This is a genomic window from Pseudonocardia sp. CA-107938 (assembly GCF_050936315.1).
In the GTDB taxonomy this organism is placed as follows: Bacteria; Actinomycetota; Actinomycetes; order Mycobacteriales; family Pseudonocardiaceae; genus Pseudonocardia.
In genome coordinates this window covers 1,381,930-1,401,652 of sequence record NZ_JBNJNA010000002.1, presented here as the reverse complement: position 1 = coordinate 1,401,652, position 19,723 = coordinate 1,381,930, and the positions used below count along the sequence as shown (strand labels likewise).

The window sequence follows — 19,723 nt, the reverse complement described above, 5'->3', positions numbered from 1 at the left end:
CTTCCCCTGGTCGGTCTGCCAGTGCTGAGACGATCAGTCCCGCGCCATGAACACCTTCCGCGCCGACGCATGATCCGGCGTCGACACGTACGCCTGTCCCACTGCGAGCCCCTCCAGCGCCTCGGACATGTCCTGGCCGCTCCTTCCCCGAAGGAATCCGGCGACCTTTCGGCTCTGCGGGTAGTTGCAGCGGAACGCCACCTTCGTGCCGGCGTTGCCGAGGACGTCGGGGTGGAAGTCCTCGACGCCCTGGCTCGCGACCACGACGGCGACGCCGTACTTGCGGCCCTCCTTCATGATCTTCGGGAGAGTGACGTCGCGGGCGAGGCGGTGGGCCTCGTCGAGCACGACGGCCAGGCGCAGCTGCTTCGTCTGCCCCCACCGGAACATCTCCCGGTAGACCTTGCGCAGCACGAACGCGCCCGCGGCGCGCTGGACCTGTTCCATCAGGCCGTGCACGTCGATCACGACGCCCTGTCGGAGCAGGTCGGCGAAGGGGCGGCTGCCGGCCGGATCGGCGAAGAGGCCGAAGTCGCTCAGCGGGCGCAGGCGGGCGACCACGTTGCGGGTGCGGGCGCTCGTGTCGACCGCAGCGACGGCGGTCGCGAGATCCTCCATCGTCGGCCAGTTGTCAGGGCTCGCCGGGAGCGGAAAGCCTTTGGCCTCGTAGATCGCGCGGACACCGTCGTAGACGGCGTTGCGCTGGATCTCTCCGAGCCCGCACACGTAGCCGATGACCTCGGACAGCTCCCACGACACCTCGCGGTAGCGGCCGGGCTCGTCGAGCTCGAACGGGGTGATCGGCAACCCCTGGGCAGCATCCAGGACCGCCGCGCCGCCGGCGGGCGCGGCGGCCATATCGCCGTGGAAGTCGACGACCAGTGCCGGCAGGCCCTGATCGGCGAACGAGTTGAGGATCCGCCTGGTCGTCACGGACTTGCCCTGGCCGGGGATGCCCAGCACGAACAGGTGCGGGCTGCCGGCGGTGCTGATGCGCCAGCTGACGTCCGCGGCGTGCGCGTCCGTCCCGAGCGTGACGTCGACGGCCTGCGGCAGCTCCACCACCGGACGTGGCTTTGAACCAGGTGCCGGGGGCGCCTCGGCCCGCAGCGGATCGACGATGACCACGGTCTGCTCGTCGTCGGTCGACGAACCGACCAACGCGCCGGGGACCACCGCAGGAAGCTCCGCAGTCACCTCGGGGCCAGCAGGTGGAACGTTCCGCGGACGAGGCGACGGTCGCGGGCGCGTGGGCTCCGCGCTGGTCGGAGCGGGCTCGGCCCGCCAGTCCGGTGCGGGGGCGACAGGGGCGCCCCGCCGAGATGTGAACCCGAGTGAACCGAGTTCGGCCGCCGTCAGCACGTCGATCTTCACCCCGCGGTGCATGGCGGGGAACCCGGCCGTCCCGGCGAGGCTGATGACGTATCCGCGCCTGCCGATTTCAGGCACCAGCGCACCGTCCTCGACCTTCTCGATCATGCGCTCGATCTCGCCGCGCCGCCGCCGGTCGAGCAGGCCCATGGCGAGCGCGCGGTCGGCGTGGTGGCGCAGGATGCCACCGAGCCGGGCACGCTGGAGCTCGGCGTCGATGCGCGGCGGATCGGTGCGGAAGAACGTGTCGTGCAGCATCGCCACCGTCGCGTCGAGCTGGTCGACCACGTCGTCGACGAGCGCGGCCGGTAGGGCGGATGCGCGGCGCGACTTCACCTCGATGCACTCCATCCGCATCGTCCGAGCGGTGGTGCGCACGACGATCACGTCGCAGCGCCGGACGCCGGAGTCGCCGCGCGTGTCGCCGAAGACCTCCTGGTGCGCGTCGACGGGAACGACGAGGCAGCCGTCGAGCTCGCCGCGACGGCGAAGGTGCGCGACCAGGGCGGCGAGACTGACGGCCTCCGTGGCGAGCGTGGAGCGGCCGACCAGGCGCAGTGCGAGGCGCCCCGAGACGACCTGCAGGTGGTCGAGCACGAGGCGGACCGAGTCCTCCACCGCTGCCAGATCCAGCCCGTGCATGGCGTCGGCGAGCAAGCGTTCGACTTCGCCGCGATGGGTGGTCGTGACGGTGAGGCGCGGGCCGAGCCCCTCCAGGAAGTCGGGCGCGTAGTCGAGCAGGTAGGGCGCAGCGTCGCCGTCCGCGGCCGTGAAGAGGTCGAGGCCGAGGTTGCGGTCGAGGGTGACGACCCAGTCGGCCCGCTCGTGCGCGGCCCGCAGGGTGTCGAGCTCGGCTGCGTCGAGTTGGGCAGTGAGCGCGAGCGGTCCGCCTGCGTAGCCGAGCGCGATGGACAATGCAGCTTGGTAACTCCGGTGCGCATCAACGGCGTCGACGGCCCCCTCGCGATTGCGCAGCCGGACCGCCGGGGCGGTCCGCCACACCGGCGTCGGGGCGGCGACCCGCTGCGTCTGCGCAGGCGTCAGCAGGTTGCGGAACGAGGTCGCGGCGTCCGGCACGGCGACCGCCGCCACGGTCGCCGCATCCGCGGTCCGCGTCACCGCGAGATCGGCGACGACGCCGATGTTCGCGGCCTCGTGATCACCCGCCAGCCTGGAGTGCGCACGCACGGTCAGCCCGAGCGGAGGTGTGAGGTGCGACCGGGCCCCGCTCACCTGCTGCGTCGCGACGGCACGCTGCAGGTCGGTCAGCGCCGGCACCGGGTCGGTGTACGAGGGGCGGTTGCTGTACGCCGTGATCTCCAGGCGAGCCGGGGGCGCGGCCAGTTCCTCGTCGCGGTCCGGTTCGCGCAGCACCGACTCGGCCAGGGCTCGGGCGAGCAGCTCGCCCGAGCCGGCGTTGTAGACGAGCACGCGCAAGCCGTCCTGGCCCGGGTTGACCGCACGGTAGGCAGCGAACCTCTCGGCAACCGACGCCGGCGGCACCTCGGCGGCGACATCGCGGCGATCCAGCCCGAGCACCTCGAACACTGCCTGAACGGCAGCACCCGGTTCCGCCTCGTCGGCATGCAGGTAGATGCCCGTGCCCAGCGTCGCCTCCCGCGCGTACACGTACGGGAGGCCGTTGACCCCGTAGATCGCGAACGGCAGGTTCGCGGGCGTGACCCGGCGCACCAGCCGAGCGTCGACGGCCTGCCTGCGCTTCGCCGCGGTCCGCCCGACGGTCGACAGTTCACCCGCCCACCGGGTCAGCGTCGCGTCGTACTCGGCGGCCCAGCTCAGGCGCAAGGGATGCAGCGGAAGGACGAGTACCGCGGCGATGGGCGGATGCCCGACGGTGTCGATGGAGAGGCGGACGGTGTCGAGCGCCAGCAGCGCGGTGCGGGTCTCGTCGTCCGGGGCGGAGTCGAGCGCGCGCCGGTAGGTCTGGCAGTACGTCGAGACCTCCTGCCGCAGCTCGTCATCCCATTCGAGGGCCTCGACCGCGTGTCGCGGCCGGCGGGCGTCGAGCCTCTCGAACAGCCGACGCCGCCGCTCACCGAACGCCGGCGGCAGCGTCCCGGCCACGGGCTCGAACGCCTCCGCGTCGAGCACCTCGCCCAGCCGGCCGTCTGCCTCCCACGCCACAGCGCGTCCGCGCGACTGCACGAGCTGGTCCTGCACCGTGACCAGCGCTGGACTCAGCGCGAGATGAGCGGTGCGCCTGCCGCCGAGCCGGACGGAGAACGCACCGCTGCTCCAGGTCGGGCTGCCCTCGGCGAGATCGTCCTGCCCGTCGAGGGCGGCGTCCAGCCGCGCCTGCGCGAGCGACGGGGCCGAGGCGCGGCGGCTCACGCCACCGACCGGGTCCTCCTCCCAGCGGAGGGCGAACTGCTGGCTCTCGTCGACGGCTTCGCCGCCGCTGCGCAGCAGCACCGGCTGGCCGTCGGCGTCGATCGCGGTGAGGCGAACCACGACCAGGCCGTTGTCGGCCACGTCCTCCTCGGCGACGTCGATGCGGATGGTTGCGCGGTTCTTGTCGCCCTTGACGGTCTGTCGCGCGACCGGGGCAGCATCGGGATCGCGCAGGTCCGCCGGCGGCAGTACCTCCAGCAGCCAGCGGTCGACCCCGGCGGTGGTCGGGGGGTCGGTCCGCCACTTGACCAGCACGGAACCTGGCGTGTCCGGGCCGGTCTCCACGTAGGGCAGCTCGCCCGGCCCCTCCTGGTTCAGCCGGGTTCCGGCGCGCAGCGTGCCGTCGTCCTTGAGGAATGCATCGAGCCGGACGCTGTTCAGCTCCGTCGGAGGCCGGTCAACGAGGGGCCACACCTCGAACGTCAGGTCGCCAGGGAGCAGCGCGGCCCACATCGGGGCGTCCGAGAGGTCGATCTCGGGCCGGGTCAGGAAGCGCATGATCCGATCGCGAGCCGGGCCATCCACCAGCGCTGCGGTCGTGAGCCGGTCGGCCACCGACGCCACAGCACGTCCAGGACGCGCGATCGCGCGCACGCAGGCGGCGTTGCGCGACAACCTCCCGACCAGTTCGGGCCCGCCGAGATCGGGGATCAGGCCGACCTCCCACAACGCGGCGCCGGCAGCTTCCCATGTGGGCTCTGCCGCCACTGCCGCCACGAAGCGCGCCCACGCCTCGACGGGTCGGGTGCGGCCCAGCTCGCGCGCCACCTGGCGTACCCCGGCCTGCAGTTCCTGATCCCCGACCGACTCCAGGAGCGCATCCGCGGCGGTGGCCAGGAGACGGGTCACGTCGATGCGGGCGAAGCTGTTGTCGAGGGAGCTGGCCGCCGAACCGCTGCCGACCGGCACCATGAGGATCAGCGGTCGTTCCTTGCGGTTGCGCAGCTCGACGGCCCGTTCGGCGGGCACCGACAGCTTGCCATCGGCTTCGCCGACACGATCGACCAGAACATGGACGTCCGCGGCCCCGTAGGGCAACCGCTCCCGCAGCAGATCGACGAGCTGCGCCGCGTCCGCACGGCGGATGCTGTCGATGCGTGTGCAGTGGCCGGCCTCACGACCGTCGATGGCGGTCGCGATCTGCTCGGCGACTGCTCTGAGGACGATGTCGGGGAGCGTGTGCGGATCGGCGGACGTGCGCGTCATGCGGGGTCTCCGAGGGGGTGGCGGACGATCTGCACGGAGAAGTCGTCCGACAGGCTGTCGAAGCAGCCCAGTAGCTGCAGCCGCTGCGTGAACGCTTCCCGGTTGGCGGTGGCAGCCTCGCGGGCCTCGGCACCGTCGAGGAACGCCGGCGGGCGGTCGACGAGGATGCCGAATCGGTGCGCGAGCGCGGCGAGGACGTCGCGCAGCGGCATCGCGGCACAGTGACCCGACCCGCCCGGCTCGACGAACACCGCCAGCAGCAACGCCGTCAGCAGCTCGTCGCCCGGCGCGTAGCGCCATGACCTGCGGTTGCGGACATCCCCGCGGAGCAGTCCGTACGGCTTCTCGATACCGCCCACCGACTTGAACCAGGCCGCCGCGTTGCGCACGGCCTTGTCCTGGTTGACGTGCTCCAGCAGGTCGAGCAGCTTGTCGAGCTCGGCGATGTCGGAGCGCTGCAGGCGCTCCAGCAGATCCAGGTCGGGGCCGGTCGCATCGGGCGACGACTGCGCCTGGGCGACGAGGTCGTCGATCCGGTTCTCGGCGTACGACTCGATCCGCTTGTGCTCTCGTAGCTGCGCGAGCTGGACGAGGCGCGCCGCTGCCGACAGCTCACCACGCCGCTCTGCTTCGGCCGGGATGCGCGGCAGCGCGTTCTCGACGACGACGAACGTCATGCGGTCGCGGAACGCGAGTCGGACGCGGTCCAGGTCCCGCGCGACGCAGGCCCTCGACATCCGGTCGGACTCGGACCCGAGGACGCCGGTGAAGTCGCAGTAGAGCTCCAGCGGGGAGGGTGGGGCAGCACCGTCCCCCATGTCAGGTGGTGCTTCCCCGGTTCGCAGCAGCTCGCGCGCCGCAGCATCAGCGCGCTGGGTGTATCCCAGCACGCCGATCGTCATCAGGGCAGCGAAGCTCGACATCAAAGCGGGCACCGGAAGTCGGTCGCCGTAGACCCGCAGGTGGTCGAGCAACATCCTGCCCAGGGCGGCGGTGACGCCGGGCAGTGGACTGTCGGGCGCGGTCGACGCCACCTCCCGCGCGTCCCCCATCGCGAATCCCTCGACGAACCGGAACGCGAGCAGCGCGCCGACGTCGAGCTCGGCCGGGTCATCAAGACGCGGCTCCCAGGTGGGCGCTGGTCCGATGGCCAGGCCGCGCCCGAGGGTGCGGGTGACCAGCTCGCGCAGTGCGGCGGTGGGCGCACCGGGGCCTGCGTCCGCCAGATCGGCGGCGACCGCGTCGAGCAGCAGGCGGTAGACGACGTCGTCGATGCCGCGGTGCCGGGTGCGCTCCTTGGGGAGCCCGGCCCGGTAGGCGGCGAGCGTGAGCGGGGCGATCGAGAGCATCTGCTCTCCGGTCCCAGACCGGCCGACCGTGCCCATGTCGACGACACAGGAGCGCAGCCAGCCGTCGAGCAACGCCAGGTCGCGCTTCTCGCTGAACCCGCTGACAGCACCGCTGTCGAGCAATGCCTGGCGGTATCCGAGGTAGTCGCGGGCGTCGGTGCGCGACCGGCTCGACCGGCCGCCCTTCACACACATCTCGAACAGGGAGGGCAGCACCCGGTCGGGATCGGTATCAAGCAGGGAGAACACCGTCAGTGGGCGGTACTGGTAGGTGCGGAGCGGCACGGGCAGCGTGATCGTCATCAGGAGACCTCTCGGACGATGCGGCCGTCGGGCGTAGCCGTGGCGGTGACCGACGACCCGGCTCCATCCACGATCTTGACCGTGCGCGCGGGCTGGAGCCGGAGGCGATCGCCGAAGCCCTGGATCTCCTGCCGCAACGCCGCCGAAGCGAGGTCGCCGAGGATTTCGCCGTCGGCGGAACGCAGGAGCAGCTCGGCGGTGTCCAGGGTGATCCGCAACCGCGCCCCGGACCGGAGGTGCCGCAGCTCCAACTGGTCGGGGAACGACTCGACGAACGGCGCCGCGCCGGTCAGGCCGATCAGCCGGAACTCGGTCGCTGGGAGCTCCTTCACGACGACGATCGACCGGACCGCGGGGTCGTCGAAGACCCGGTCACGCAGGGCGAGGTGCCCCTCGTCCTGGTAACCGACGAACGCGAGCACCCGCGAGACGCCGAGCAGGATCCGGGTGAGGCCGGTCGCCGGATCGGCGAGCGCGTCGAGAAATGCCGGCAGGTGGCGGTAGCTGCGCACCTCGTGCTCGGCCCCGGGGACCGGCCACGCACCGAACAGGGCGGCGCGCTTCAGGTGGGTCATCGTGTCGATGTCGAGCCCTGCCAGGTCCGGCACCACCCGGCGGTTGGTGCGCGCGGCGCGCGCCAGTGCGGGCGCCGGCAGCGTCGCGGGGTCCAGCTCCGCCCACTCCTGCACGAGGTAGTCACGGCTCGCCGCGTCGAACGCCAGGTCGAACGCCTGTCGCCCGGGTCCGGGATCGCGGCCGCTCTCGACGTCGTCGTGCACCTCCTCGCAGGACCGGTCCGCCGTGATCAACCACCCGAACGCCGATCGCACGTCGCGGACGGTCGCCCGTCGGCGACGCCGCAGGTGACTGGTGAGCAGCAGCTCCGAGACCGTTCGGCGGGCCTGCCCCGCGCGAAGGAGCTCGGCGTTGCGCTTGATCGGGCACACCTCACGGACCTCGCAGCCGCTGCACACCTCCCAGCGGTGCAGCACGGTCAGCTCCGAGAGGACGTTGACCCCGAGCGAGCGTCCGTCCAGGTCAGGCAGGGCCAGCGCGCGACGCTTGAGATCCACGAGCACGATCCGCGCATCCGGTGCAACCGCCGCGCCGAGCCGCTGGCGCTCCAGTTCAGCCGTGACCTCCGGGTAGCGCTCGCCGTGGTCGGCGCAGAACTGGGCGATGCGGCCGTCGTTCGCGGCCAGCAACACGGTGTGCTCGTCCTCGCCTTCAGCGCTGGGTTCGAAGGCCTGCTCGACCAGGGCATCCGAGGTGAGATCGCCATGCGACTCGGACGCGTCGTAGACGGCCGCGAACGTGCGGCTCCCGAGCCGGCGGCGCCAGCCGGCGGCGTCGCTGTGCAGCGTGACCGCGCCAGCCCGGTCGAGCTCGGCGCCGACGTTGACCAGGAACGAGGTCTTGCCGTCGCCGGGATTGCCGGACAGCACGACGACGTCGAGCGCACCGCGGACGATCGCCGGCAACAGCTCAGAGTCGAGCCTCGTCGCGACGTAGGTGTCCCTCGCGAACGCGTCGTCGAGCCCGCGGTTGCCGGCATTGCCGATCCGGCTGTGCCTATAGAGCCCGCGCAGCGCGGCGACAGTCGGGTTGACGACGCGGCGGCCCACCGCGGGGACGATGTCGCTCGCCCGTCGCACCTCCTCGGCGAACGCCCGCGCGTCGGACGGGCGGTCGGCCGGGTCGTATGCGATCCCGCGGTAGAGCACGTCGAGCAGCGCCTGCCCGTACCGCCCGAAGTGCTCGGACGTCGGGGGGACCAGCGTGCGCCGCTCCTCGATGCCCGGTCCGGCGTAAGGCAGCCGGCCGAGCATGGCCTGCAGCACCGCCGCCGACGCGCTGTAGACGTCGGCGGCAGGCGACCAGGTGCGCCGGGTCCAGACCTCAGGCGCAGTGTAGGGCGGCGAACCGACCGCCGACTGTGCGGCGTCGGCTCGGGACGCGAGCCCGAAGTCGATCAGGACAGCCTGCCCGTCGTCGCGCACGATGATGTTGTGCGGGCTCACGTCGCGGTGATAGATCGACCGGGTGTGCGCGTCGGCCAGGCCGGTGAGCACGTCGATCGCGATGCGGCGCGCCTGTTCCCTCTCGAGGGGCGGGCGGCCGTTGGTCAGGTCGTGGAGCGTCTCCCCGGGGACGTACTCCTGCACGAGACAACCGGGCTCGGGCTTCGCGAGCCGGTCGTGCATCCGGGCGCAGTGGAAGCTGCGCAGCGCCGCCGCGGTGTCGTACTCGGTCCTGACCTGCTCCGGGGTCGTGCGGCCGGGCCGCAGGTGCTTCACCGTGCGGCGCTCGTCGAGGTTCTCGTCGTGGGCGAGCCAGGTGACGGCCCAGGCGCCTTCGCCGAGGACCCGCAGTAGTCGGTACCGACCTCCGAGCAAGGCGCCTTCCTCGACGACGTCCACGGGCTCGGGGTCGGGCGCTGGAGGTGCCGGCTGCTCGGGCGTCAGCGCGGCGACGGCCTCGGCTGCCGAGAACGGCTCGCCCGACCCACGCGCCAGGCATCGGCTCAGCACCTCACCGACCTCGGGATACTCCGCGGCCCGCCGGCGGGCGAGGTCGTGGTCGGGTTTGTCGGTGGGATCGCAGTACAGCCATTGCACCAGGCAGAGCGCCAGACTGTAGAGGTCGTCAGCCGGCCGGAACATCTCCATCGTCACGCCCGGGGCGTGAAAGGCCGCCGACGGATGGGTGTCGTCAAGGGCGGGCGCAATGGTCTGCGTCGACGGCAGGTGGGCGCGGTCGAAGTCCTTGAACCGCACCCTGTTCTCGGGCGTGACCTCGATGCTGGACGGCTGGAGCGCCCGGTGGGTGATGCCGTGCTCGTGGACGTCCGCGAGGGCCTGGAACGCGTCCCGGACGACCGGAACACCGACCTCGACCGGCACTCGCCCTGACGCGTCGACGTGCCGCCGCGAGCGCGTGAGCTTGGCGAGGCTGGTGCCGTCCATGAGGACGGTGACCGGCGTGACGAGGTAGCCCTCCCAAGGGAACCAGGGTTGCACGCCCCAGGTCCGGTCCGCTGCGGCGAGGGCGGCGAGAGCGTCGTGTTCGCGGGTGGCGAGCAGCCGTGCCGCCGCCGGGTCGGACGCGGCGGCGATGGGCACGAGGAACAGCCCGACCAGCCCCCCGCCGGGGGTGCGGGCGCTGTAGACGACCGCGTTGCCGCGACTCATCGGCTTGCCCTCGACCCGGTACTGGTAGATCTGCACGGGCGACGCGGCCGGACCGCGCCGCTTGAGCCCCAGCAGGAATGCCATCAGCTGCTTGCGACGAGCACCCATCGCAGCCGGGCAAGTGGCGTCGAGTCGCTGGAGGGTCGTCGCGGCATCCTCGAGGCACAGGACGACATCCGCACCGAGTTCGTTCGCACCTTCAAGGAGCAGCTTGTCGTGCGACATCAGCACGTGGCCGCGCACGACGTAGTGCCCCCGCGGGAACTCCCGCTCGATGTCGCGCCAGTCCGGTACTCGGCTCTTGATCCGTCCAGCCAGCACCCGCGTTGCATGCTGGACCTGGCTGTTCGGGCTGTGCCGCCGGTCGCCACCGACGAACCAGGCGACCTCACCGACGATGACGTGGGGGCCCCACGCCTTCTCCTCGATGACGTAGACCGCGCGCGGCGAGACGACGATGAGATCGATGTCGACGGTGCTCATGCCGTCCGGCACGTTGCGCCCGGCCACGATGTCCCAGCCGTCGGGCAGGTCGGCCGCAAGTCTCCGCGCGGCCTTCTCCTCACCCGGCCCGTGCCAGTCCCCCAGAACGTGCAGCTTCGCCACGTCGTCGCTCCATTGCGGTCGTCACCCGACCGGAGCCGTGCCCACCCGACGTCTCCGGTTTCCCCCGACCGTGGACGCGACCGACCGTAGCGGAGTGCGTGCGAGGCGCAGTCGCGGCCACCCCATGGGGTGGTCCACCCGATCAGCTGACGACGTCGCGGCGGGACCGCGGCCGGCGAGAGCATGATCGAAGCTTCTGCGCATTCGTGACGATCCGAACGGACGTTACCTCCGCCTGGTCGGACGTGTGCGATCAGCGCACGTACCGGATTCACGTGCTCGCACCGAGTAACAGCGGGTCGGTCTGCAGCGAAGGGGCATGTGCGTTCGCGACGACGGAAGGGTGACGGCTCCCCACGGTCACCGCCTCCGTGTGGCGCGCGACCCACACGTGCGCAGGAGGTTCGAGGGTGACCACGGCGGCGACCGAGCTGCTCCGCGACACCGACCACTCCTGGGCGGTCGTCGATGTCGAGACGTCGGGTTTCCAACCCGACACTGGTCGCGTCCTCAGTGTGGCCGCGGTGGCCCTGGACGCAGCAGGACGCCCTGAGCAGCGGTTCCACACGCTCGTCGACGCGGGCGTGGACCCCGGGCCGGTGCACATCCACGGTCTCACCCGCGAGCGGCTGGCGGGCGCGCCGAGCTTCGAGCAGATCGCGCCCGATCTGCTCGAGATGCTGGACGGGCGGATCCTCGTCGCCCACAACGCCGCGTTCGATCACCGGTTCCTCGCCGCCGAGGTCGAGCGGGCCGGGCTCAAGCTGCCCGTCGAACGGCGGCTGTGCACGCTCGCGCTCAGCCGACGACTCGGTCTCGCGGTGCCCGATCACAAACTGGGGACCCTCGCCGGGTACTGGGGTGTGCCGCAGCAGCGTGCCCACGACGCGCTCGACGACGTCGAGGTGCTGTCCCGCATCCTCACCCACAGCCTGCTGCTCGCCGCCCGGCTCGACCTGCCACTGCCCCTCGTCGGCTGCGACGGCAAGGGCGAGATCAGCTCCGGCCCCGCGCGGCCGGCCACGGCGCGGTGCCCGTGGCGCAACCCCGGTCGACTCCAGACCGACGGTCCGCTCGTGCAGGGCATGCGCGTCGCGGTCACCGGCGTCGTCAGCGTGCCCCGTGAGCAGCTCGTCGACGAACTGGTCGCGGCCGGACTCGACGTCGGCCGCTCCGTGAACCGGCTGACCAGCGTGCTCGTCACCAACAACCCCCAGTACCGCACGCGCAAGGCCGAGCGGGCCCGCGCCGAGGGCATCCCCGTCATCGACGAGGCCACGCTGCGTCGCCTGCTCGCCGACGTCCGTCCGGGCGAGCCCGTGACCAGCGCAACCACCCGGACGACCACGCCTCGACCACGCATCAGGACAGCCCCGCGCGGCCCGCTGCACGGTCGCCGCGTCCTCATCATCGGCGGCACCCACGAGCAAGCGGCCGAGGTGCGCGCCGAGGTCGCCGCACAGGGCGGGAACGCCGCGGTCAACTTCACCGCCGCGGTCACCGACGTCGTGCTGATGGCCGGCGGCGAGACCGACCGGCGGCTCTACCGGATCCGCGAAACGGGCCTGCCGGTCCACACCGGATCTGTCGCCCTCGGCATCACGCTGCCCGCCCCCGCCACCGAGAGCGCTCCGACAGCATCAGCCGACACCGAGCTCGCGGCCTACGTCGGGCGTCACCGCAGCGACACCGCCGGGCCCGGCGTGCCGGTCATGGTCCGCGGCGAGGTCATCGACCTGCCCGAGGCGGCCGCGTGGACGGTCAACGCGGCATGGCGCGCCGACGCTCTCGCCGACGGCACCGAGGTCGACGTCGTCGCGTTCCTCGTCGACGCCGACGAACGCGTCGTCGCCGACGAGGACTTCGTCTTCTACAACGCCCCCGCCAGCGACCACGGCGCTGTCACGCTGTCCGTGGACGGCGACAGCGAGCAGAGCATCCGCGTCGACCTGTCCCTGGTCGAGGAACACCACACGAAGATCGTCATCGCCGCTGCACTCGCCGGCGACGCGACGTTCGGCGACCTCGGCGCCGTCACCCTCGCCGTCGACAGCGACCTCGTCACCGCCGCCACCGCTACCCTCGACGCCGCCACAACCGAGCGCACACTTCTGCTCGCGGAGATCTACCGCCGCGACGAGTCCTGGCGGCTGCGCGCCATCGGACAGGGCTACGACGACGGTCTCGCGGAGCTCGCCGTCCGCTACGGCGTCGCCGTCGACGAGGGCTGACCCCGCCGTTCATGATCGCCCGGTCCTCGTCCGTCCACTGCGCTGGCCGGCCAAGCTGCATGCGGTAGTCGGCCCAGCTCAACTCCGAACGCGGCGCCGGGCAGGTCAAGACGGACGCCGCCACGATCGGCGAGTGCAACGGCCACCCGGTCGTCCTCGCCGCCGACGGCGGCATCGCCCGCAGCGACACGACCCTGAGGGTGCTAGACCTGGCCAGTGGCGCGGCCGTCGGAGAGCACTTCAGCCTCGCGGCCTACCTGACCCGAACGTCGTCGTCCGTCGCGGCGACGAGGAGGGTGCGCCCGTCGGTCTGCGCGACCGTCATCGACGCACCGCTTCGTCGGCTACGGCGACGTCCGTGCCGGTGGTCCCGGCCGGCGGGGCGTCCGTCGTCGGCGCGCTGATCCGTCCGCGATCTGCGACGCCCTCCCCATCGCGGCCAGACGACGTCTGCAGCCGGCGCTAGCCCGTCGCGGGCAACGCGGCGCCCCTGCGGCGCGAGCCGCCCGGCATGCGGGCCATCGCGTGAGCACGTGCGCCGTGCACTCGGAGTCAGACGAGGGCCGATCCGTTCAGCCGAAGGAGCGTCCGGCACGGGGATCGCCACCCGACGCGAGTACGGATCTCGGGTTCACCCGCCGGCTGTGTCGCGACGTCGACGTCGATCCGGTGCGGGTCCGCGACGTCACCGAACGGTTCCGTCCTTCCGATCTTCCCCGAGCTGCAGGTCTGCGTGGACAGCTGATCGATCAGGTGCGAGACCCGTCCAGCGCGCGTACGCGGACCGCCAGCCGTCGTCCACGACACGCGGCCCGGCCCACGCGACGTACCCGTCGGGCCGGACGAGCACGGCGGGCCCGGCATCGGCGCGCTCGGCCTGCGCGAGCTCGACGTCGACGGCGGCCGCGCCCTGCTCGCGGATCAGCAGGAACCCGAGCGTGCCCAGCTGCTTCAGCACTGTGCCCTCGACGAGCGGGATCTGCGTGGCGCGGGTGCCCACGGGCCCGCGACGCCCGTACCGCAGGCCGACGCCGGAGAAGCTGCCGGCCACCAGGCTCGCGAACGGCCGCCAGTTCAGCAGCCGGGTGCCGACGATCGTGCGCATCCGACGCGCGGGCCGCGGATGCAGCGTGACGGCGCGCATCATCGCGCCGCTCTGCACCAGGACCCGGCGACCGATCGGGTGGCGCTCGGCGTGGTAGGTGTCGAGCACCTCGTCAGGGGCCCCGGTCAACACCGCGGCCAGCTTCCAGGCCAGGTTGACCGCGTCCTGGATGCCGGTGTTCATGCCCTGCCCGCCCATCGGCGAGTGGACGTGCGCGGCGTCGCCGGCGAGGAACACCCGACCGTGCCGATACCGCTCGACCTGCCGCTCGGCACAGCTGAACCGCGACCGCCAGCCGATCTCCTCGACGCCCACCGCACGTTCCATGGCCCGGTCGAGCACTTCGCGGATGTCGGCGTCCTCGGCGGGGGCGTCGTCGGGCAGCTGCTTCGCACGGTCCCACGTCATCGAGCGGTACCAGCCGTTGCCGTACGGGGCGAGGAAGCCGAAGCACTCCCGCGTGCTGCCGAGCGTGAGCCCCTCTTCGGCCGGCGGATGCGCGGGCAGCACGTCGGCCAGCACCACCGAGGACAGCACCTGCCTGCCGGGGAACCCGACACCGAGCAGCGTCCGCACGGTGCTGTGCGCACCGTCGGCGCCGACGACGTAGTCGGCGCGCCACCGCACCTCGGCTCCCCCGTCCTTCGGCCGCGTGACCACCGTGGCGCCGTCCGCGTCCTGCCCGAGCGCGACGACCTCGACACCGCGCTGGATGCGCGCACCCTGCTCGCGGGCGTAGTCCTCCAGGATCTCGTCGACGTTGGTCTGCGGGGTGACGACGACGTACGGGTGGGGTGTGTCGAGCAGGTCCAGGCGCACCGCCGCCCCGGGCCACAGGTTCACCCGCGAGGCTTTCGCGCCCACTGCCACCAGTCGCCCGGCGAGCCCGCGTGACTCGAACAGCTCCACGGTGCGGGGCATCGTGGCGAACGCGCGGCTGGACGGGTTGCGGCTGGGCCAGCGCTCGGCCACGACCACCGAGCGGCCGGCCCGCGCGAGGTCCCCGGCAAGGATCAGGCCGGTCGGGCCGCCGCCGACGACGAGCACCTCGGTGCGTTCCATGTGGGTTCTCCCTCGAGTCAACAATTGGTGACATATGCTCCGGAGATGGCCCGTCCCCGCTCGTCGGAGCAGACCCGCACCGACCTCCTCGCCGCCGCCCGCGGCCAGTTCGCGCGCGAGGGCTTCGAGCGCGTGACGATCCGCTCGGTCGCCGCCGAGGTCGGCGTCGATCCGGCGCTGGTGATCCGGTACTTCGGCAACAAGGCCGGCCTGTTCGCCGAGGCGGCGCGGGTGGAGATCCGGCTGCCCGACCTCGCCGGGCTCCCGCCCGAGAGGATCGCCGCTGCATTGGTGGACCGCTTCCTCGACCTCTTCGAGGACAGCCCGAACTTCCTCGCCCTGCTGCGCGCGGCGGCCACCAGCGAGCCCGCGGCCGACGCGTTGCGCGACGCCCTGCTCGCCCAGGCCGAGCCCGCGCTGGCCGCCGCGGCGCTGGACCAACCGGCGCGGCGGGCCGCTCTCGTCGGGTCACAGATGCTGGGGCTGGCGTTCGTGCGCTACGTGCTCGGCGTGCCGGCCGTGGCGACGATGAGCCGCGCCGACCTGCTCGAGTGGCTCGGTCCGACGCTGCTGCGCTACCTCACCGAGCCCGTGGGCCGGTAGCCGCAGCCGAGTCGAACCAGCGCAGGATGTCGTCCGGCGTGGCCTCGGGCGCCTCGTTGAACACGAACCGGGCATCGGGCAGCTCGACGTGCACGAGGTTGACCAGTTCCTCGAACAGCAGCGTGTTGCTCGCGACCATGCGCACCCCCGCGCCGATCAGCACGGCGTCGTAACGGGTGGTGGTCACCGCCGCGCGGACCGCGGCCACCGCGGTGGCGGGATCGAGCAGCACGTTGTCGACGTCGAACCCGGCCGCGCGAAGGGCGGCGACGTTGTCGTCGTTGGCCTTGCGCAGCACCTCGGGGGTGAGCCCGGTGAAACGGGCGAACTCCGGTGACGAGTAGTCGATCACGTCCGGGTCGAGCCCGGTCTGCAGCACTTTCGCCGGCATGTGTCCACACCTTCCATGTCATCAACCGTTGACTTCCACGATGGCACTCCTCCGCGACGAAGTCAACGGTTGATGACTTGGATCCTCCGGTCATCCCCCGTACGGCAGCACCGTCCCCGCGAATGCGTCCCGGGCGAACGCCGGGTCCCCCCAGCCGCTGTGCGGACCCTTCGCCGTCCACGTCGCGTACTCGTACATGGAGGCGATCTCGCCGCCGGCGGCCACCTCGAAGACGAACACGAAGTGGTTCGCCACCACCTCGCCGCCGAGGTTGCCCTCGACCCGGCTCTCGATCGAGACCACCGAGCCGTTGGCGGTGATCCGCTTGCCCTCCAGCACCGCCCCCTGCACCTTCTCGACGTGCCGGTTCGTGAACATCTGCCGGGCGACGTCCTTGCCGCGCAGCACCCCTTCCGGCGCGTTCTCCTCGCTCGCCGGCACCGGGATCATGATCCGGACGTCCTCGGCGAGCAGATCCACGAAGTCGTCCCAGATGCCGGTCGCGGCGCCGCGCTGGATGCCGCGGAACGCCGCCACTGCCACCTCGACCGCCGCCGCATCGGCCGGAGCGAGCACCGGAACCGCCTCGGGCAGAGCCGTCATCGGCCACCTCCTCGTCGGCCGGCGCGTCCATGGCGCCGGCGCCCCGCGTACCTGGCGCGGCGAGTATCCGCTGGGGTCGAGGCGCTCCCCGAGCGGCCGTCCCGGTGAGCGGGACGGGTCGGCCCACCACGAAGTGCATCCACTGAACGGCCCACGGGGCGGAGAGCGGTCAGGCAACGCCGAACGTGCATCCCACGCCCATGCCGGTGATCCACTCCGGCACGGGCTCGTAGGCCGTCCACACCAGTGGCCGTGCGACCGCCGCCTGACCCACCAGCCAGGTGCGGACCTCGTTCCCGCCGGAGCCGGCATCGCGCTCCAGCTGCGCGTCGCCGATCGCCGCGACGCCGTCGACGTCGCCTGCGGTGAGGCGGTCCAGGAACCAGCTGTCCCAGACGTCGGCAACCCGCGCGGCCGGGTTGCCGGCCATGGCGCGCACCCGCGGCTCGCGCACGGCGGCCACGGCGCGAACGTCCGCGCGCCCGTGGATCACCGAGGTACGCCGGTCGCCGTCGAGCCTGCGCGGGTCGTTGGACGGCAGCCAGTGCGAGAGCCCACCGCTGCCGATCACCAGCACCCGCTGCCGACCGGGCGCGGCGCGCAGCACGTCGCCCAGCGCGCGGCCGAGCGCGACGCAGCGGCCCAGACCCGGCAGCGGCGGCGCCGCCGTGTTGACCATCAGCGGAACCATCGGCAGCCCTCCGGCGCCCGCCATCTCGTAGCTCTGCACGAATCCGTGGTCGACGGTCAGCGCGTACGACAGCGCGATGTCGAACCCGGCGGCGGTCAGACCGTCGCGCACCGTCCAGGCCAGCTCGCCGGCCACGGGCAGCTGCCCGGGCGTGGTGCCGAAGTCGCCGAACCCCGAGGCCTGTTCCACGCCCAGCACGAACGGCGGCATGACGTCGTAGAAGTTGGCGTGGAAGTGGTCGACCCCGATCACGACGGCGATGTCGGGCGCGAGCTCCGCGACGGCCTTGGCGACCCGACGAGTAGCTGCCATGAACGCGGCCCCGGGGGCGTCCGGGGACGCCGGCGGGGCCATCGTCGCGAACGGCGAGTGCGACATCCCCACGAAGCCGACGAGCTCGCTCATCGCACTCCCTCGCCGGCGCTCGGTCGGCGCTGTGCCCATGACTCGCTCGCACGCTCGCTCATGAGGGGTCCTTGCCGAGGAGCAGGAAGTCGTGGTGGGCCTGCAGGTACTCCTCGACCTTCTCCCACTGCGGCCAGTGCCCGGCGTCGGCGATCACGTGCAGCCGCGCGTCGAGCAGCCAGCCAAGCAGGAGATCGGCCTCGTCGAGCCCGCCGGTGGGGTCGTGCTCCGTCCACAGCAGCAACGTCGGGGCGGTGATCCGCGCGACCCACGACGGGTCCCACGCGAACGCCTTGCGCACCTGCGGGTCCTGCAGCACGAGGATGTTCTCCACCGAGCGGCGGAACCCGGGCCGGGTGTACACGGCCTGGCGCAGCCGCACCAGCTCGTCGGTGACCAGCTCCTCGTGGTGGAACAGGAACTCCACCCGGGATCGGACGGTCGCGTAGCTCGGGTCCTGCACGGCGGCACGGGTACTGTCGCGCATCCTTGCCATCACCTCGGGCTTGTTCGCGATGTTGCCCGGCGTGTTGAGCACCAACCGCTCGACGCGGTCGGGGTGGTGCGCGGCGGTCCACGCGACCACCCAGCCGCCCAGCGACTCGCCGGACAGGTGCGCCGTGTCGATGCCGAGCGCGTCCATCGTGCCCAGCAGATGGTCGGAGAGGACGTCGATGGTGAACGGGCGGTCGGGCAGGTCCGACCAGCCGTGCCCGACCATGTCGTAGCAGGTCACGCGGAAGTCGGCGGCCAGGCCGGCGATGTCGCGGGCGTAGGCCTCCAGGTGCCCGCCGGTGCCGTGCAGCAGCACGAGATCGGGCCCGGTGCCGGCCTGCAGGACGCGGGTGCGCACACCGCTCACGTCGACGTGGCGCAGCGTGTGGTCGACGTCGGCCAGCTCGCCCCAGATGCTGATGTGGGTCACGGTGTCTCCTCCGCGAATCGGGCCCGCGCCTCGGCGAGGGTGGCCAGGCCGGCGCTCTGCCGCCTGCCCACGCCGAGCAGCGCGAGCAGCCGGGAGTTCTCGATGGTCAGGAACTCGACGGGGTGCTCGGCCGAGTCGTTGTAGTGGCGGTGCCAGGTCCACGGCGGGGTGTAGACGAAGTCACCGGTCGCCCACGCCGCGGTGTCGTCCTCGATCTCGCTGTGGCCCGACCCGGAGATCACATAGTGCACGGTCTCGTGGTGGTGGCGCTGCATGTCCGAGCTCTCCCCCGGCGGGATCGTCTGCCGGAAGATCTCGAACGTCGTCGTCGGCAACCGGCCGACGATCGCGAGCGCCGACGGGTTGTGCACCTGCCCGGCCGGCAGCGGCTCCAGCTCGTCGGCGTGCACCACGACCGGGCGCAAGGTGCTCGGCCGCACCGTGTCCGACAGGGAGCCGAGGAACTCCCCCAGGCTGAAGCCGGGTCCCGAGAGAGCCATCAGATCGTCTCCGTCCGTCCGCCGTCGACCGTGAGCACGGTCCCGTTGACGTAGCTCGCCTCCGGTGATGCCAGGAAGGCCACGGCCGCGGCGATCTCGCCGGGAGTGGCCGCCCGGCCGGCCGGGACGTGCGCGAGGTCGACGGCGTCGGCGTCCGGCCCGCGAGCCGCGATGATCTGCGCCCTCCGCTCGGTGTCGGTCGAGCCGGGCGCCACGCAGTTGACGGTCACTCCGCCGGCGGCGAACTCGTGGGAGAGCAGCTTCGCCGCCGCGGTCATGGCCGACCGCAGCACTACGGACATGGCGAGATCGGGCTGCGGTTGGCGCACCGCGGTCGAGGTGACCACGACGACCCGGCCGAACCCGCGCGCGGCCATGTCCGGCAGCGCCAGCCGGGCCAGCCGCAGCGGCCCGAGCAGCAGCAGCTCGAACGCGTGCTGCCAGGCCGCGTCGTCGACGTCGAGGACGCGGCCGGGCGGCGGTCCGCCGGCGTTGAGGACGAGCACGTCGAGCGCACCGGCAGCGCCCAGCACGGCCTTCGCCGAGCCGGGATCGGTGACGTCGGCGACGACCGGGGTCACGTCGGCGCCGATGTCGGCCCGCAACCGCTCCGCGGCCGCCACCAGCGGCTCCGTGCGCCGTCCGGTGATCACCAGCCGGTGTCCGGCTCGTCCCAGTGCCGCGGCGGAGGCGTAGCCGATGCCGCTGCCACCCCCGCCGACGACGGCGGTGCGTGTGGTCATGTGTCGAACTCCGATGCCGAACCCGA

General features: G+C 72.3%; 12 protein-coding genes. 2 read left to right on the top strand and 10 right to left on the bottom strand.

Features of this window, described 5'->3' with window-relative positions; translation table 11 throughout:
- Window positions 1-33 precede the first annotated feature (33 nt).
- From ACQEVB_RS39615 to ACQEVB_RS39605, 3 genes are read right to left on the bottom strand one after another with little or no spacing between them, the layout of a single operon-like run.
- A complete protein-coding gene (locus ACQEVB_RS39615; protein WP_432984712.1) occupies window positions 34-4,989 on the bottom strand; it encodes a helicase HerA domain-containing protein in 4,956 nt (1,651 codons plus the stop codon).
- A complete protein-coding gene (gene mads7, locus ACQEVB_RS39610; RefSeq protein WP_432984709.1) occupies window positions 4,986-6,641 on the bottom strand; it encodes a methylation-associated defense system protein MAD7 in 1,656 nt (551 codons plus the stop codon). Before mads7 ends, ACQEVB_RS39615 begins: the two co-directional genes overlap by 4 nt.
- A complete protein-coding gene (locus ACQEVB_RS39605; protein WP_432984706.1) occupies window positions 6,641-10,438 on the bottom strand; it encodes a protein kinase domain-containing protein in 3,798 nt (1,265 codons plus the stop codon). Before ACQEVB_RS39605 ends, mads7 begins: the two co-directional genes overlap by 1 nt.
- 410 nt (window positions 10,439-10,848) lie before the next feature.
- On the opposite strand from ACQEVB_RS39605, the gene ACQEVB_RS39600 reads away from it, so the two are divergent.
- A complete protein-coding gene (locus tag ACQEVB_RS39600) occupies window positions 10,849-12,669 on the top strand; it encodes a TerD family protein (RefSeq protein WP_432984703.1) in 1,821 nt (606 codons plus the stop codon).
- Window positions 12,670-13,354: 685 nt separating this feature from the next.
- On the opposite strand, the gene ACQEVB_RS39595 is transcribed toward ACQEVB_RS39600, so the two are convergent.
- Entirely contained in the window at window positions 13,355-14,836 is a 1,482-nt protein-coding gene (locus ACQEVB_RS39595) for an FAD-dependent monooxygenase (protein ID WP_432984700.1), read from the bottom strand.
- A 45-nt stretch (window positions 14,837-14,881) separates the two neighbouring features.
- Between ACQEVB_RS39595 and ACQEVB_RS39590 the strand changes: the two genes are divergently transcribed.
- Window positions 14,882-15,439: a TetR family transcriptional regulator gene (locus tag ACQEVB_RS39590; RefSeq protein ID WP_432984697.1), complete on the top strand. Its 558-nt coding sequence runs from the start codon at window positions 14,882-14,884 to the stop codon at window positions 15,437-15,439.
- Here ACQEVB_RS39590 and ACQEVB_RS39585 read toward each other — a convergent pair.
- From ACQEVB_RS39585 to ACQEVB_RS39560, 6 genes are all read right to left on the bottom strand, one after another.
- The gene (locus ACQEVB_RS39585; protein ID WP_432984694.1) at window positions 15,417-15,830 is read right to left on the bottom strand and encodes a hypothetical protein; all 414 of its coding nucleotides are present in this window, start codon (window positions 15,828-15,830) and stop codon (window positions 15,417-15,419) included. The genes ACQEVB_RS39590 and ACQEVB_RS39585 overlap by 23 nt on opposite strands.
- 90 nt (window positions 15,831-15,920) lie before the next feature.
- The gene (locus ACQEVB_RS39580; protein WP_432984691.1) at window positions 15,921-16,433 is read right to left on the bottom strand and encodes a nuclear transport factor 2 family protein; all 513 of its coding nucleotides are present in this window, start codon (window positions 16,431-16,433) and stop codon (window positions 15,921-15,923) included.
- A 169-nt stretch (window positions 16,434-16,602) separates the two neighbouring features.
- Window positions 16,603-17,529 (bottom strand): 2,3-dihydroxyphenylpropionate 1,2-dioxygenase, encoded by a 927-nt coding sequence (locus ACQEVB_RS39575; RefSeq protein WP_432984688.1) that lies wholly within the window; start codon window positions 17,527-17,529, stop codon window positions 16,603-16,605.
- A gap of 58 nt (window positions 17,530-17,587) precedes the next feature.
- Window positions 17,588-18,454, bottom strand: coding sequence for an alpha/beta fold hydrolase (locus ACQEVB_RS39570; RefSeq protein WP_432984685.1), 867 nt, complete (start codon window positions 18,452-18,454; stop codon window positions 17,588-17,590).
- Window positions 18,451-18,954, bottom strand: coding sequence for a cupin domain-containing protein (locus tag ACQEVB_RS39565; RefSeq protein WP_432984682.1), 504 nt, complete (start codon window positions 18,952-18,954; stop codon window positions 18,451-18,453). The genes ACQEVB_RS39570 and ACQEVB_RS39565 overlap by 4 nt, the downstream gene beginning before the upstream one ends.
- Window positions 18,954-19,697, bottom strand: coding sequence for an SDR family oxidoreductase (locus tag ACQEVB_RS39560; protein WP_432984679.1), 744 nt, complete (start codon window positions 19,695-19,697; stop codon window positions 18,954-18,956). The genes ACQEVB_RS39565 and ACQEVB_RS39560 overlap by 1 nt, the downstream gene beginning before the upstream one ends.
- Window positions 19,698-19,723 lie beyond the last annotated feature (26 nt).

Bases quoted from the DNA above. Each gene is read 5' to 3' on its own strand.
- ACQEVB_RS39575 (WP_432984688.1), bottom strand. From the start codon at position 17,529: ATGAGCGAGCTCGTCGGCTTCGTGGGGATGTCGCACTCGCCGTTCGCG.
- ACQEVB_RS39560 (WP_432984679.1), bottom strand. From the start codon at position 19,697: ATGACCACACGCACCGCCGTCGTCGGCGGGGGTGGCAGCGGCATCGGC.
- mads7 (WP_432984709.1), bottom strand. From the start codon at position 6,641: ATGACGATCACGCTGCCCGTGCCGCTCCGCACCTACCAGTACCGCCCA.
- ACQEVB_RS39595 (WP_432984700.1), bottom strand. From the start codon at position 14,836: ATGGAACGCACCGAGGTGCTCGTCGTCGGCGGCGGCCCGACCGGCCTG.
- ACQEVB_RS39585 (WP_432984694.1), bottom strand. From the start codon at position 15,830: ATGCCGGCGAAAGTGCTGCAGACCGGGCTCGACCCGGACGTGATCGAC.
- ACQEVB_RS39565 (WP_432984682.1), bottom strand. From the start codon at position 18,954: ATGGCTCTCTCGGGACCCGGCTTCAGCCTGGGGGAGTTCCTCGGCTCC.
- ACQEVB_RS39580 (WP_432984691.1), bottom strand. From the start codon at position 16,433: ATGACGGCTCTGCCCGAGGCGGTTCCGGTGCTCGCTCCGGCCGATGCG.
- ACQEVB_RS39615 (WP_432984712.1), bottom strand. From the start codon at position 4,989: ATGACGCGCACGTCCGCCGATCCGCACACGCTCCCCGACATCGTCCTC.
- ACQEVB_RS39590 (WP_432984697.1), top strand. From the start codon at position 14,882: ATGGCCCGTCCCCGCTCGTCGGAGCAGACCCGCACCGACCTCCTCGCC.